The organism is Collinsella sp. AM10-26, assembly GCF_003472525.1.
In the GTDB taxonomy this organism is placed as follows: domain Bacteria; phylum Actinomycetota; class Coriobacteriia; order Coriobacteriales; family Coriobacteriaceae; genus Collinsella.
The window spans coordinates 1-15100 of record NZ_QRMC01000007.1 but is presented as its reverse complement, the minus strand read 5'-3'; the positions used below and the strand labels follow the sequence as shown (position 1 = coordinate 15100).

Here is a 15100-nt window from a genome sequence, read left to right as displayed (position 1 = left end):
AAGTGGGGGAGTTGTTACTCCTCGACGATCTCGGTGATCGCGCCAGCGGGGCAAGCGTCCTGGCAAGCGCCACAGGCGACGCAGGAGTCCTCGTCAGCGACGGTAGCGACGTCCTGGAGCTCCAGAACGCCAGCGGGGCAGGAGTCGACGCAAACGCCACAAGCGATGCACTCGTCGGCATCAATTACGGGATGAGCCATGGTAGTTTCCTCTCTGTTGACCGACGCTACAGGCGATGCGCGTCGGTTTGATTCGGGCAAAAACATACCACGGGAGCGACCGTTTGCAATACCCTCTGGCCGGCATCTTCATACCGTTCGCCGAGTATGCCGCGGCTTACTAAAAAACACGCAGGTGGGGTCGCCGAGCTGCGCAAATGTTAGCTAAAGGTGACTCAAAATATTGAGCGATTGAGCAAGTATCCTGCCATTTGTGGACGGGCTAGAAATGACATGCAGAGCTCCGGGACCCAAACCTCAGCCATCTCTACATAGATCTCAATAGATTTGCCGAGAACTCAAATAGCGCTTCTACCTGCGATTTTGCGAACCTAAACTCTGAGCAATAAGAAATCTTATATGAATTGACTTAGATTTTGTATATTCCGGCCCATAAGGGGATACACTACATCCTGAAAGACAAGCCGAAGCACCGCGCGACAGACCGCCGAGGCGGCGCAAACGCACAAGAGAGAGGGAATTTCTAATGGGCAAGATTCTTGGTATCGACCTTGGTACTACTAACTCCGCTATGGCCGTCCTCGAGGGCGGTTCTCCGACCATCATCGTGAACGCCGAGGGCGACCGCACCACCCCGTCCGTCGTGGGCTTCCGTGCCGACGGCGACCGCGTCGTGGGTAAGGCCGCTAAGAACCAGGCTGTCACCAACCCCAAGAACACCGTGTTCTCCATCAAGCGCTTCATGGGCCGTAAGTACTCCGAGTGCACCTCCGAGCTCAAGACCGTGCCGTATGAGGTTAAGGAGGGCCAGGGCGGCCGTGCCGTCGTCGACATCGAGGGCAAGGATTACACCGCCGAGCAGGTGAGCGCCATGGTGCTCGCAAAGATGAAGGCCGACGCCGAGAAGTATCTGGGCGAGACCGTCACCGACGCCGTCATCACCGTCCCGGCCTACTTCAACGACGCCCAGCGTCAGGCCACCAAGGACGCCGGTAAGATCGCCGGCCTCAACGTCAAGCGTATCGTTAACGAGCCGACTGCTGCCGCTCTGGCCTATGGCCTGGACAAGCAGGGCTCCGACCAGCGCATCCTGGTCTTCGACCTGGGCGGCGGCACCTTCGACGTCTCCATCCTCGACCTCGCCGACGGCGTGTTTGAGGTTCTGTCCACCTCGGGTGACAACCACCTGGGCGGCGACGACTGGGATCAGCGCGTCATCGACTGGATGGCCGACAAGTTCCAGCAGGAGAACGGTATCGACCTGCGTCAGGACCCCATGGCCCTGCAGCGTCTGAAGGAGGCCGCCGAGAACGCCAAGAAGGAGCTCTCCGCCGCCCAGCAGTCTACCATCAACCTGCCGTTCATCACCATGAACCAGTCCGGCCCGCTGCACCTCAACTACACGCTGACCCGCGCCGAGTTCGAGAAGATCACCCGCGACCTGCTCGAGCGCTGCAAGCAGCCTGTCACCAACGCCCTGCGCGACGCTAAGCTCAAGCTCTCTGATCTGACCGAGGTCATCCTCGTCGGCGGCTCCACCCGTATGCCCGCCGTCCAGGAGCTCGTCAAGACCATGACCGGCAAGCAGCCCAACATGTCCGTGAACCCCGACGAGGTCGTTGCCGACGGCGCTGCCGTCCAGGGTGGCGTGCTCACCGGCGACGTCGAGGGCATCCTGCTGCTCGACGTTACCCCGCTGTCGCTGGGTGTCGAGACCATGGGCGGCATCATGACCAAGATGATCGACCGCAACACCACGATCCCGACCTCCAAGACCGAGGTCTACTCCACCGCTGCCGACAACCAGACCAGCGTCGAGATCAACGTGCTCCAGGGCGAGCGCGAGCTTGCCCGCGACAACAAGTCGCTTGGTAAGTTCCAGCTGACCGGTATCCCGGCCGCCCGCCGCGGCGTGCCGCAGATCGAGGTCACCTTCGACATCGACGCCAACGGCATCGTCAAGGTCTCCGCTAAGGACAAGGGCACCGGCAAGGAGCAGCAGATCACCATCTCCGGCTCTACCGCGCTTTCCGACGACGAAGTCGATCGTATGGTCAAGGACGCCGAGGCTCATGCCGAGGAGGACAAGAAGCAGAAGGAAGAGGTCGAGGTCCGCAACCAGACCGACAGCCTGTGCTACTCCACCGAGCAGACCCTCAACGAGCTGGGCGACAAGGTTTCCGCCGATGTGAAGTCCAAGGCCGAGGCCGCTATCGCCGACGCCAAGAAGGCGCTCGAGGGCTCTGACGTCGAGGCCATCAAGGCCGCTGGCGAGTCCCTGCAGTCCGTGGCCTACGAGCTGGCTCAGGTTGTCTACGCCGACGCTCAGCAGCAGACCGACGGTGCCGCCGGCGCCCAGACCGACGACGATGTGGTCGACGCCGACTACGAGGTTGTAGACGACGAGGACAAGTAATCATGTCCGACTGTAAAGCTCGCACGGAGGCGGCTGCCCCCAGCGCCGCCCCCGTTGACTCTGAGGAGAAGGACGTGAAGATTCCCGTAGAGGCCGTAGACGATACCGAGGCCAACGAGGCCCCGGCCGCCGAGGCTGCCGAGAACCAGGTAGAGGATTCCAACAAGGAGGCGACGATGACCGAGGACGAGATGGTGGAAGCCGCTATCCGCGCCGGTGAGGAAGCCGCCGACAACGACTTTAAGTTCAAGTTCGAGCAGGCCCAGAAGGAGCTTGCCGACGTTCGTCATGAGCTCGATGCTGCGGCAGAGGCTCAGAAGGCCGCCGAGGACAAGGCAAAGGACGCCACCGAGCGCACCGCCCGTCTGCAGGCCGACTGGGAGAACTTCCGTCGTCGCACCGCCAACGAGCGCATCGCCGAGCGCGAGCGCGCGACCGAGAAGCTCGTCACCGCGCTGCTGCCGGTGGTCGACGATATCGAGCGTGCGATCGACCATGCCCGCAGCCAGGAGCTTGCCGACGACTTTAAGCAGTTCGTCGACGGCGTCGATGCGGTGCATGCCAAGCTGCTCGATGTGTTTGCGCACGAGGGCGTTGAGCCCATCGACCCCAAGGGCGAGGCGTTCGATCCGCTCGAGCACCAGGCCGTGGGTCGCGTCGAGGACGCGTCGCAGTACGACGAGACCGTCAACGACGTGTACCAGAAGGGCTACCGCATGGCGGACCGCATCCTGCGTTCCGCGATGGTGACGGTGACCTACGGTGGCGAGAAGCGCCCCGCACCGGAGCCCGAAGCGGCGCCCGAGGATGCTGCGGCCGACACGGCCGAGAGCACCGAGGAGTAATTGAGAAGGGCCCCGGGGCAACACCCGGGGCCCTTTCTGGCCTAGTGCCATATGACAGTATGAGCCGCCGCCCGTTGGACGGTGGATGAAACAGGAGAGGAGCTACGATGGCTGCAGGCAAAACCTTCTATGACATCCTGGGCGTATCCAAGAGCGCCTCCGACAAAGAGATCAAGAGCGCGTTTCGCAAGCTCGCGCAAAAATATCACCCCGATGCCGGCGGCGACGAGGCCAAGTTCAAGGAGATCAGCGAGGCCTACGAGACGCTTTCGGACGAGAAGAAGCGCAAAGAGTACGACCAGATGCTCATGTTCGGCGGCATGCCGGGCGCGGGCGGCGCGTACGGCGGCGGCTACGGTGCCGGCGCCGGTGCGAGCGGCTGGGGTGATATCTTCGACAGCATCTTTAGCGGCAACGGCGCCTGGGGCAGCGATTGGGGCTCGGGCTTTGCCGGGGCCGCGGGTAATGCCGGTGCCGGCGCGGGCCGCAGTCGCGCGCGCAAGGGCGGCGACCTGTCGCTGACTGTCGACGTAACGGCCGAGGACGCATTCCGCGGCGTGACGCACAAGGTCACCTACCGCATTCCCTCGACGGGCGAGCAGCAGACCATCACGGTCTCGGTGCCTGCGGGCGCCGTGGATGGCGGCAAGCTGCGCTACAAGCGTCGCGGCGAGTACGGCGTCGCCGGCGGCGAGCGCGGCGACCTGGTCGTGACCACGCACGTGGAGGAGCACCCGCTGTTTAAGCGCAAGGGCGCCGATGTGACCATGGAGGTGCCGATTTCGGTCTACGAGGCGGCACTCGGCTGCACGGTGGACGTGCCCACGCCCGGTGGCGCGACGGTTCGTCTGAAGGTGCCCGCGGGTACCCAGACGGGCAAGAAGTTTCGCTTTAAGGAAATGGGCGCGCCCGACGTTAAGCACCGCGGCCGCACGGGTGCGCTGCTCGTCGAGATCAGGGTGCAGGTTCCCACGAACCTATCCGATGACGAGCGCGACGCGATGACCAAACTGCGCGAGGCCGACACGCGCGACTATCGCGAGAAGGTCAACCGTTACAAGGCGACGTACTAGGGCGCCTGTGTGCCCGCCCGCGTCCGCGGGCTTATGATGTAGACGTGCGAAACGGAAAGGGGTCAGGTAGCATGGCCGAGGACAATAGGAACAAACCGCTGTACATGATCAGCGTGGCGGCTGAGCTGACCGGCATGCACCCGCAGACTCTGCGCGTCTACGAGTCCAAGGGCCTGGTGAACCCCCAGCGCTCGGGCGGCAACACGCGCCTGTATTCGCGTGCCGATATCGAGCGCCTGGAGCTCATCAACCAGCTGACCGATGAGGGCATCAACCTTGCCGGCGTGGTGCGCATTCTCGATATGAAGGAGCGTGCCGAGGAGCGCGAGCGCGAAAACGAGAAGCTCCGCGCCCGCGTGCGCCAGCTCGAGGACGAGCTGCACGAGTACAAGATGCAGAAGAAGATCACCGCACTGGCCCCGCGCGATGGCTCGGTCAACCCCGAGCAAGTCATGCGCAAGTTACTGGGCACGGGCGGCGACCTGTAGTTCCGCCGGCGCCGCCGGGCACTCATTGGGGACGTACTTAAATGAGTGCCCACAGAATGAGAGTGGATAATCTCCCGTTTTTGGCCTATGTGCAGGCTCAAAGTGGGAGATTATCCACTCTCGTCATTTCGGCACTTGGGGACGTTCCTTTTCTGCCGGCACTTGGGGACATTCCGTGCGCCAAACCCGTCTTCCCGCCCCCGGCTCGCCTTATGCTTTACTGAGATAAAGTGAACGCGCAGATTCGTAACCCACTCGCAACCGTTCTATGGCACGATATTGAACGAATGTATGCTATGCGCCCAAATCTTTTGGGCAGAGTGGGAGACAGTATGGTCAAGCTGTACGAGGACGGCATCTACCTGCGCCGTGGCAGCGAGGTTGTGCCTGCGGCCGAGGCTGCTGAGCGCGGTATTACGCAGACGCCCGAGGATGCCAAGCGTGGCACCATCGCGTATTCGATTCTTCAGGCACACAATACGTCCGGCGACCCCGAGGCGCTCAAGATTCGCTTCGACGCCATGGCGAGCCACGACATCACCTTCGTCGGCATCATCCAGACGGCGCGTGCCTCGGGCATGGAGCAGTTCCCGCTGCCCTACGTGCTTACCAACTGCCATAACTCGCTGTGCGCTGTGGGCGGCACCATCAACGAGGACGATCACGTCTTTGGCCTCTCTGCGGCCAAGAAGTACGGCGGCATCTTCGTCCCGCCGCACATCGCGGTCATCCACTCCTTTATGCGCGAGAACTTCGCCGGTTGTGGCAAGATGATTCTGGGTTCGGACTCGCACACCCGCTACGGCGCTCTGGGCACTATGGCCGTGGGCGAGGGCGGCGGCGAGCTGGCAAAGCAACTGCTGCGCGACACCTACGACGTCGCCTATCCCGGCGTCGTCGCCATCTACCTCACGGGTGCCCCGCGCCCCGGCGTCGGCCCGCACGATGTGGCGCTCGCCATCATCCGCGCTGTCTTTGCCAAGGGCTACGTCAAGAACAAGGTCATGGAGTTTGTGGGCCCCGGCATCGCGAGCATGACGACCGACTACCGCAACGGCGTCGACGTCATGACCACCGAGACCACCTGTCTGTCGAGCATCTGGGCCACCGACGAGGACACGCACGCATTCCTGGCCATGCACGGCCGCGGCGACGACTACCGTGAGCTCAAGCCTGCCGATGTTGCCTACTACGACGGCTGCGTCGAGGTCGATCTGTCGAGCATCAAGCCCATGATTGCGCTGCCGTTCCATCCTTCCAACGGCTTTGAGATTGACGAGCTCAACGAGAACCTCGAGGACATCCTTCACGAGGTGGAGCTCGAGGCCGCTAAGATCGGCGAGGGCAAGACGCACTTTAGCCTGCTCGACAAGATCGTCGACGGCAAGCTGCACGTGCAGCAGGGCGTTATCGCCGGCTGCTCGGGCGGCAACTACGACTCCGTGGTCCAGGCTGCCCGCGTGCTCAAGGGCGCCAACACCGGCTGCGGCGAGTTCTCGCTGTCGGTCTATCCCACGAGCCAGCCCGTGGCACTCGAGCTTACACGCCGCGGCTATATCTACGACCTTATGGAGGCCGGCGCGATCGTGCGCACGGCATTCTGCGGCCCGTGCTTCGGTGCCGGCGACACGCCCGCCAACAACGGCCTGTCGATCCGCCACACTACGCGCAACTTCCCCAACCGCGAGGGCTCCAAGCCGGGCAATGGCCAGCTGAGCGCCGTGGCTCTGATGGACGCCCGTTCCATTGCGGCGACGGCTGCCAACGGCGGCATCCTGACGCCGGCGACCGACCTGCCCGAGGACACCTGGGACGAGGCTTGCGAGTACACCTTCGACGACGCTCCCTACAAGAAGCGCGTATACTGGGGCTTTGGCAAGGCCGAGCCTGCAGATGAGCTGGTCGAAGGTCCCAATATCAAGCCGTGGCCTGCGATGGAGCCGCTCGGCGACGACATTCTGCTCAAGGTGTGCTCCAAGATCATGGACCCGGTCACCACGACCGACGAGCTCATTCCCTCGGGCGAGACGAGCTCCTTCCGCTCCAACCCGCTGGGCCTGGCCGAGTTTACGCTCAGCCGCCGCGACCCTGCCTACGTGGGCCGCTCCAAGGAGGTTGACGCTGTGGAGAAGCGTCGCGTTGCCGGCGAGTCCGCGGGTGACCTGTCGGTGCTCGATGTCGAGCTTGCCGGTGTGTTTGAGGCGCTGGCCGGCGCGGGTGTCGCGGCCGATTCCAAGGCGACCGAGTTCGGTTCCATGATTTACGCCAAGAAGCCCGGCGACGGCAGCGCCCGCGAGCAGGCCGCGAGCTGCCAGCGCGTGATCGGCGGTCTGGCCAACATCGTCCACGAGTACGCCACCAAGCGCTATCGCTCCAACGTGATGAACTGGGGCATGGTGCCCTTCCAGATGGAGACGGAGCCCAACTTTGAGGTGGGCGACTACGTCTTTGTGCCGGGTATCCGCGCCGCGCTCGATGGCGACCTGAAGAACATCGCCGCGTACGTAGTGCGCGCCGATGGTGCGGTCGAGCAGATTGAGCTCTACATTGCCGATATGACGACGGAGGAGCGTGCCATCGTCAAGGCCGGCTGTCTGATCAACTACAACAAGTTCAAGGCCGCTGCCGAGTAACGTTGCTGTGCGCCCCGGACACACCTTTCCCTCGTGCTCACGCGCTTCGCGAGGGCCGCCCGAGGGAAAGGTGTGTCCGGGGCTACCGCGACGCTCTCGTTGGGTCTTGAGGGACGCTAATAAATAGACTTGCTTGATGCCGCCCCTGTTATCGGGGCGGCTTCTTTTTGTCGAAGCACCGCATTGGGGACGGGCGCCTTGGTGGTGTCCGAGGTTTATCTCAATCTGTAACAGGTGGACCTCTATTTGCCGAGTAGTTGTTACAGATTTAGATAAACGGGAGCTGCTGAACATTTCATCTCAATCTGTAACATCTGAGGTCCAAAACGGCAGCTAGATGTTATGGATCGAGACAGTTGAGCGCCAGAGTCGAAAACCACCACAAAAGGGCCTGTCCCTTTCGTGGTGGTGGGGAGTGGACGGTTTCTTTTGGTGATAGTGTTAGCTGGCGGTATCATTAGCGCACGTCGCAGGTTTGTATTGTGAGGTGTTTTGCCGTGAGCCGTTCAACCCGTATTGGATTGATTGTTTTGGCGCTTGCGATTGCCGTGGTTGGCGCGGGCGTTGTCGGCATGGCATTGCTACCTGCTGCGGTGACGGAACCGGTGGTTAAGCCTGTGATTCAATCTATCGAACTTCTGACCGGCGACGACAAGCCCGAGACCATTACTGTTGATTTTGATGAGCAACCGGCTGCGCTGGGAATTAGCAATTATCCGCGCATTCAGCTTGGGGCCATGCGCTATACCACGGATACAAGCCTGATCGATAGGGCGTCCGAGCTACTCAAGGGTAAAACCTTCAAGCGTTGGTATGGATATGCGTCCTATCGAGCAAAGGCGAACGACATGGTTGGCGGATACCGCTCGTCCATCGAGTTGGACACCACGAATGGCGCCAAGTTATGTGATGTTTCGTACGATCCGGGCTACGAGGGCAATGAGGGTCCGAGCATCTACATCATGGACGGCGATGTCGCCTATGTCATGGAGGGCGACCAGACCGAGCTCAACGATTTTATGGGCAAGTGTATCCAAGATGCCTATAAACAGACCTGCTTACCCGACCCGCAGACTGCACGCGATAGTGGATCTGCCCGTACATGGCTGTTCGAGGATGAGATGCCCTGGAACGCCGAATCGGGAAGCACGGGTTCGACGAAAGAGTAGAGAGCGCGACCACCACAAAGGTGTCTGTTCCCTTCGTGGATGGTGATTGCATGCGGGGTACCATGGGAATATTTCATGATTCAACTTTGATGGCGGGAGAGCAATGGCTGGACAACTGACAAAGCGCGCGTTGGAAGATTCTCTTAAGCGACTACTGCTTCAAAAGCCACTGACTAAGATCACCATCGCGGACCTCACTGAGGACTGCGGGGTCAGCCGCATGACGTTCTACTATCACTTTCAGGACATCTACGACCTGGTTGAATGGGCATGTGAGGAAGACGCCGGCCGCGCGCTCGCCAACAACAAGACGGCCGATACCTGGCAGGTGGGCCTGGAAAACATCATGCTCGCGGTGCGCGACAACAAGCCCTTTATCATGAACGTCTATCACTGTGTGAGCGCCGAGCGCATCCAGCGTTTTCTGCAGCCCGTGACATTCGACCTGATCGAAGGCGTGGTCGAAGAGCACGCCGCGGGCAAGAACATCTCACAAGGCGACAAGGACTTTCTGTCCCGCTTTTTCGCACATGCATTTATAGGTGTAATGCTCGACTGGATTGCCGCAGGCATGGCCGAGGACCCGAGCACAGTAGCCGAGCGCGTTTCCAAAATATGCGAAGGCCAGATTGACGCAGCGCTGGCGAGATTTTGACTATTTCACGTTGGAGCGCAAAGCGACCAAGTGCGTCATGCCGGGCCGGGTTTCGGTTTGGGAAGTTAGCGAAGCCCACTTCCCAAACCGAAACCCGGCCCGGCATGACCTTGGGAGACCAAAGCCAAGCAGATTTGTACAATCCGCCCCCGTTGATTAAAAATCGTACAAGGTGACGATCTTGTATCGGCTAGGCTGCGTTGATCAGGGCAAAAGCTTGTTAACGAACTTCGTTAGCAAGGAGGAACCATGTACTATTCAAGTGGAAACTACGAAGCCTTTGCTCGTCCCAAGAAGCCTGCGGGCATCGACCACAAGAGCGCCTACATCATCGGCACCGGCCTGGGCGCGCTTACCGCAGCCTGCTATCTGGTGCGCGATGCGCAAATGCCCGGAAGCCACATCCATATCCTCGAAAAGGACCCCGTTGCGGGCGGCGCCTGCGATGGTGCCGACATCCCCGGCGTGGGCTATGTCATGCGCGGCGGCCGCGAGATGGACAACCACTTTGAGGTCATGTGGGATCTTTTCCGCTCCATTCCCTCGATTGAAGATCCGGACATCTCCGTGCTCGACGAGTACTACTGGCTCAATAAGGAGGATCCCAACTACTCGCTGTGCCGCTCGACTAAGAACCGTGGCCAAGACGGCGGCACCGATGGCAAGTTCGGCCTGTCGGACAAGGCAGCGACCGAGATCATGGATCTGTTCTTTACGCCCGACGAGGAGCTGGCGAACCGTCCCATCACCGATTTCTTTGACGACGAGGTGCTCAACTCGAATTTCTGGATGTACTGGCGCACCATGTTCGCCTTTGAGAACTGGCACTCGGCGCTCGAGATGAAGCTCTATATCCGCCGCTACATCCACCACATCGCGGGTCTGCCCGACTTTAGCGCCCTGCGCTTCACCCGCTACAACCAGTACGAGTCGATGATTCTGCCCATGCAGCGCTATCTCGAGGCGCACGGCGTGCAGTTCCACTTTGACACCAAGGTCGAAAACGTGGTGTTTGAGGTGGGCGGCGGCGAGGGTCCGCGCTGCGCCGTCACTGGCACCGGCCAGGACACGATTCAGCGCATCCAGCAGGCCGCCTTTGCGCGCAACCCCTACAGTACGAGCACCAAGAAGGTCGCGCGTCGCATCACCGTGACGCATGCAGGCGAGATTTCGAACATCGACCTCACTGAGGATGACCTGGTCTTTATCACCAACGGCGGCTGTGTGGAAAACTCGACGATCGGCGCGCAGGATAAGCCCGCCGCATGGGATCCGACGATTCGCCCCGGTGGCGGTTGGGACATGTGGCGTCGTATCGCAGCGCAAGATCCGAGCTTTGGTCATCCCGATAAGTTCTGCGGTGACCCCGAGAAGAGCAACTGGATGAGCGCCACGGTCACCACGCTCGACGGCGAGATTGTGCCCTATATCCAAAAGATCTGCCATCGCGATCCCTTTACCGGGCACGTCGTGACCGGTGGCATTGTGACCTGCGAGGATTCGGGCTGGCTTATGAGCTGGACGATCAACCGCCAACAGCAGTTCCGCGATCAGCCCAAAGACCAGCTTTGCGTGTGGGTGTATGGCCTGTTTACCGACAAGCCCGGCAACTACGTCAAGAAGGCCATGCGCGACTGCACCGGCGAGGAGATTTGCCAGGAATGGCTGTATCACCTGGGCGTTCCCGAGGATAAGATTGTTGAGCTGGCGGCAAATCACGCCAACACCGTGCCCGTCATGATGCCCTACATCACCGCCTTCTTTATGCCGCGTGAAGCAGGCGACCGCCCCGACGTGGTGCCCGATGGCGCCGTGAACTTCGCGTTCCTGGGCCAGTTTGCCGAGACGCCGCGTGACACGATCTTTACGACTGAGTACTCCATGCGCACCGGTATGGAAGCCGTCTACACGCTCTGCGATGTCGACCGCGGCGTACCCGAGGTCTGGGGTTCGGTCTTTGACGTGCGTGACCTCCTTATGAGCAGCGTTAAACTACGCGACGGTGAGCCCATCACCAGCATGAAGCTGCCTATGGTTGAGCGGATTGCTCTCAAAGAAGTGCTCAAGAAGGTCGAGGGAACCGACATCGCCAAACTCCTCAAGGAGTACGGCGCAATCTAGCGCACAAGAACCACCACATTGGGGAACCTTTGTGGTGGTTTCTGTTTGTCTCGATCTGTAACATCTTGGCCGCTAAAAGTGGGCCTGGTGTTACAGATTTAGATTTTCGATTCGGGTGTCTTTTGTTTGTCTCAATCTGTAACAGGTAGAGCTCTATTTGCCGAGTAGATGTTACAGATTGAGACAAACGGGTGCCGCTGGTCATTTCATCTCGATCTGTAACATCTGGAGCCATAAACAGTCGCTAGATGCTACAGATTGAGATAGTAAGGGGATGAGGCCGCAGCGGGTGAGCGCACCTGCTCCCTATCTTTCAATCACTCAGAAAATCTTATATATAGAGACTTAGATTTATGTATAAGATCGCGCAAAGCTGGCAACAATACTTCTCGAACAACGTGAAGCCGCCCCGTAGGGCGGCCGCCCCAAGAGAGGTGATTCCATGAGAATCGATAAGCTAGCAATGACGTCGCGCGAGGTGCTGCAGACCGCCATGGGCACGGCTGCCGACGCGCAGGCCGGCGCGGTGGAGCCGATTCACCTGCTGTCTGCCTTGCTCGGTACCGGCGAGCGCAATATCTCCGTGATCATCGAACGCATCGGTGCCGACCCGGCCCAGCTTGCGCGCTCCACCCAGGACGCCATCGACCGCGCGCCCAAGGTTTCGGGCGAAGGCCAGCAGATGGGCCTGTCCAACGAGCTCGTCCGCGTCATCGAAAAGGCCGAGAAGAAGGCCACCAAGATGGGCGACAGCTTTGTGGTGACCGAGCATCTGCTGATGGCACTTGCCGAGGACAAGGGCGAGGCGGGCCGCGTGCTGCGCGACGCCGGCGTTACCAAGGAGCGTATCGAGCAGGTCTACGAGGAGCTGCGCGGCGATGACCGCGTGACGTCTGCCGAGGACAAGACCCAGTTTGAAGCGCTGGAGCAGTACGGCCGCAACATCTGCGACCTCGCCCGTGCCGGCAAGCTCGACCCGGTCATCGGTCGCACCGACGAGATTCGCCGTACCATCCAGGTTCTGTCCCGCCGCACCAAGAACAACCCCGTGCTCATCGGCGAGCCGGGCGTCGGCAAGACGGCCATCGTCGAGGGCATCGCCCAGCGTATCGTGGCCGGCGACGTGCCGAGCACCCTGCGCGACCGCGACCTCATCGAGCTCGACATGAGCGCGCTGGTCGCCGGCGCCAAGTACCGCGGCGAGTTCGAGGACCGCTTGAAGGCCGTGCTCAAGGAGGTGCAGAAGTCCGAGGGTAAGGTCATCCTGTTCATCGATGAGCTCCACACCATCGTGGGCGCGGGCGCTACCGAGGGCTCCATGGACGCCGGTAACATCCTCAAGCCGGCGCTCGCCCGCGGCGACCTGCACGCGATCGGCGCGACCACGCTCGACGAGTACCGTAAGTACATCGAGAAGGACGCGGCGCTCGCCCGTCGTTTCCAGACCGTTATGGTGAGCGAGCCTACCGTCGAGGACACCATCTCGATCCTGCGTGGCCTCAAGGAGAAGTACGAGATCTTCCACGGCGTGCACATCACCGACAGCGCGCTCGTGGCCGCCGCCGACCTCTCCGATCGCTACATCGCCGACCGCTTCCTGCCCGACAAGGCCATCGACCTGGTCGATGAGGCCGCAAGTCGCCTGCGCATGGAGCTCGACAGCATGCCGGTCGAGATTGACGCCACCACGCGCCAGCTCACCCAGCTGCAGATCGAGGAGCAGGCGCTCATGAAGGAGACCGACGACGCCTCCAAGGAGCGTCTGGAAGCCCTGCGCCAGGAGATTGCCGAGGTCCAAGAAAAGCTCAACGTGCAAAAGGCCGGCTGGCTCAACCAGAAGAACGCCATCGACCACGTGCAGGAGCTCAAGGGTCAGCTCGACGAGGCCAAGAGCGAAGAGGAGCGCGCGACGCGCAGCGGCGACCTGGGCCGTGCGTCCGAGCTGCGCTACTCCGTGATTCCGGGCCTGCAGCAGCAGATTCAGGATTCCGAGGCCGCGCTCGAGGCGCAAAAGCAGCAGGACGGCGAGGGCCTCAACGAACAGGTGACCTCCGATGAGATCGCCGAGGTCGTGAGCGCCTGGACCGGCGTGCCCGTGTCCAAGATGATGCAGGGCGAGCTCGACAAGCTGAAAGGTCTGGAGGGCGAGCTGCATAAGCGCGTCATCGGCCAGGACGAAGCCGTCTCCGCCGTCGCCGCAGCTGTGCGCCGCAGCCGTGCGGGCCTCTCCGATCCGGACAAGCCCATCGGCAGCTTCTTCTTCCTGGGCCCCACCGGCGTGGGCAAGACCGAGCTCGCCAAGGCGCTGGCCGAGTGCCTGTTCGATGACGAGCGCGCGCTCGTGCGTATCGACATGTCCGAGTACATGGAGAAGTTCAGCGTCCAGCGTCTGATCGGTGCGCCTCCGGGATACGTGGGCTACGACGAGGGCGGCCAGCTCACCGAGGCCGTGCGCCGTCGTCCGTACTCCGTGATCTTGCTCGACGAGATGGAGAAAGCTCACCCGGATGTCTTTAACGTGCTGCTGCAGGTGCTCGACGATGGCCGTCTAACCGATGGCCAGGGTCGCCAAGTGTCCTTCAAGAACACGATTATCATCATGACGAGCAACGTGGGCTCTAAGGCCATCGCCGATCTTTCGGGCAAGGACGAGGAAGAGATGCGCCACCAGGTCGATGCGGCCATGGCTCAGACCTTCCGCCCCGAGTTCCTCAACCGCATCGACGATATCGTGGTGTTCCATCCGCTCGGCATGGCGCAAATCGAAAAGATCGTCGATATCCAGCTTGCCGATGTCCGCGCACGTCTTGCCAAGGAGCGCATGACGCTTGCCATCACCCCGGCGGCCAAGCAGATGCTCGCCGTGGGTGGCCTGGACCCCGTGTTCGGTGCCCGTCCGCTCAAGCGCCTGGTCCAGCGCGAGGTCGTGGACGCCATCGCCGCCGCCATCATCGACGGTACGGTGCGCGAGGGCGATCAGGTGACGGTCGATGCCGACAAGGACGGCGGCTTTACCGTCGTGTGCGATAACACGCCGTCTGCTACCTACGAGGTGCCCGACGCGCAGTAGGTTTTTGGCGCATGCCTTATAATCTACCTTTTGAGCCGAACGCCAAGGGCGGCGGATCCAATGGGGTCCGCCGCCCTTTTTCGTGCGACAATCGATGATGCTGAACGGATGCGATGCAAGGAGCTATGCAGATGAAAGACGAGATCAAGACAAGCGCGCCGGCGACCGATGCCGCACCCGCCGCACCCAAGCCTGCGCCTAAGCCGGCACCCAAGCCGCGCGACCCCTACATCCGTGCCGAGAACGAGGACGACGACGGCTACGATCCCTACAGCGATCGCCGCCCCGAGCGCGAACCTCTCTTCGAAGCTGACCCCTGGCGTTAAGTAGCTAATTTGGGTGTCGCGGGCTGCTAGTCTTGGACCTTGATGCTCGGCAACAGTAAAACTTGATTTTCTATGGCTCTGTTAGACCAGGATTGACATACATGTGTCCCCACGGTGCCATATCG

The 15100-nt window shown here is 61.2% G+C and carries 11 protein-coding genes; 10 read left to right on the top strand and 1 reads right to left on the bottom strand.

The features are described 5' to 3' along the window. Nucleotides 1-14 precede the first annotated feature (14 nt). Complete coding sequence (locus DW123_RS07305; protein WP_006235216.1) at nt 15-200, bottom strand: DUF362 domain-containing protein; 186 nt, start codon at nt 198-200, stop codon at nt 15-17. Between the two features lie 505 nt (nt 201-705). Between DW123_RS07305 and dnaK the strand changes: the two genes are divergently transcribed. From dnaK to DW123_RS07255, 10 genes are all read left to right on the top strand, one after another. Further along, nucleotides 706-2595: a molecular chaperone DnaK gene (dnaK, locus tag DW123_RS07300; RefSeq protein WP_117742901.1), complete on the top strand. Its 1890-nt coding sequence runs from the start codon at nt 706-708 to the stop codon at nt 2593-2595. Nucleotides 2596-2597: 2 nt separating this feature from the next. Then, on the top strand, nt 2598-3440 hold the full coding sequence (locus tag DW123_RS07295; protein ID WP_117742900.1) for a nucleotide exchange factor GrpE: 843 nt from the start codon (nt 2598-2600) through the stop codon (nt 3438-3440). A gap of 107 nt (nt 3441-3547) precedes the next feature. Then, nucleotides 3548-4513 carry a DnaJ C-terminal domain-containing protein gene (locus DW123_RS07290; RefSeq protein WP_118273226.1) on the top strand — a complete coding sequence of 322 codons (966 nt, stop codon included), beginning with the start codon at nt 3548-3550 and terminating at the stop codon, nt 4511-4513. Nucleotides 4514-4584: 71 nt separating this feature from the next. Further along, nucleotides 4585-5001, top strand: a complete 417-nt coding sequence (locus DW123_RS07285) for a heat shock protein transcriptional repressor HspR (RefSeq protein WP_055250809.1) — start codon at nt 4585-4587, stop codon at nt 4999-5001. A gap of 332 nt (nt 5002-5333) precedes the next feature. Beyond that, nucleotides 5334-7634 (top strand): hydratase, encoded by a 2301-nt coding sequence (locus DW123_RS07280; protein ID WP_118273225.1) that lies wholly within the window; start codon nt 5334-5336, stop codon nt 7632-7634. Nucleotides 7635-8131: 497 nt separating this feature from the next. After that, complete coding sequence (locus DW123_RS07275; protein ID WP_147351605.1) at nt 8132-8803, top strand: hypothetical protein; 672 nt, start codon at nt 8132-8134, stop codon at nt 8801-8803. Nucleotides 8804-8906: 103 nt separating this feature from the next. Continuing rightward, nucleotides 8907-9458, top strand: a complete 552-nt coding sequence (locus tag DW123_RS07270) for a TetR/AcrR family transcriptional regulator (protein ID WP_117735386.1) — start codon at nt 8907-8909, stop codon at nt 9456-9458. Nucleotides 9459-9707: 249 nt separating this feature from the next. Beyond that, nucleotides 9708-11579 carry an oleate hydratase gene (locus DW123_RS07265; RefSeq protein WP_118273223.1) on the top strand — a complete coding sequence of 624 codons (1872 nt, stop codon included), beginning with the start codon at nt 9708-9710 and terminating at the stop codon, nt 11577-11579. Between the two features lie 442 nt (nt 11580-12021). Further along, nucleotides 12022-14649 (top strand): ATP-dependent chaperone ClpB, encoded by a 2628-nt coding sequence (gene clpB, locus DW123_RS07260; protein ID WP_118273222.1) that lies wholly within the window; start codon nt 12022-12024, stop codon nt 14647-14649. A 131-nt stretch (nt 14650-14780) separates the two neighbouring features. Next, on the top strand, nt 14781-14975 hold the full coding sequence (locus tag DW123_RS07255; RefSeq protein WP_233505209.1) for a hypothetical protein: 195 nt from the start codon (nt 14781-14783) through the stop codon (nt 14973-14975). The last annotated feature ends 125 nt before the right edge of the window (nt 14976-15100 follow it).

Bases quoted from the DNA above. Each gene is read 5' to 3' on its own strand.
- DW123_RS07265 (WP_118273223.1), top strand. From the start codon at position 9,708: ATGTACTATTCAAGTGGAAACTACGAAGCCTTTGCTCGTCCCAAGAAG.
- DW123_RS07280 (WP_118273225.1), top strand. From the start codon at position 5,334: ATGGTCAAGCTGTACGAGGACGGCATCTACCTGCGCCGTGGCAGCGAG.
- DW123_RS07290 (WP_118273226.1), top strand. From the start codon at position 3,548: ATGGCTGCAGGCAAAACCTTCTATGACATCCTGGGCGTATCCAAGAGC.
- DW123_RS07270 (WP_117735386.1), top strand. From the start codon at position 8,907: ATGGCTGGACAACTGACAAAGCGCGCGTTGGAAGATTCTCTTAAGCGA.
- DW123_RS07305 (WP_006235216.1), bottom strand. From the start codon at position 200: ATGGCTCATCCCGTAATTGATGCCGACGAGTGCATCGCTTGTGGCGTT.
- dnaK (WP_117742901.1), top strand. From the start codon at position 706: ATGGGCAAGATTCTTGGTATCGACCTTGGTACTACTAACTCCGCTATG.
- DW123_RS07295 (WP_117742900.1), top strand. From the start codon at position 2,598: ATGTCCGACTGTAAAGCTCGCACGGAGGCGGCTGCCCCCAGCGCCGCC.
- DW123_RS07255 (WP_233505209.1), top strand. From the start codon at position 14,781: ATGAAAGACGAGATCAAGACAAGCGCGCCGGCGACCGATGCCGCACCC.
- clpB (WP_118273222.1), top strand. From the start codon at position 12,022: ATGAGAATCGATAAGCTAGCAATGACGTCGCGCGAGGTGCTGCAGACC.
- DW123_RS07285 (WP_055250809.1), top strand. From the start codon at position 4,585: ATGGCCGAGGACAATAGGAACAAACCGCTGTACATGATCAGCGTGGCG.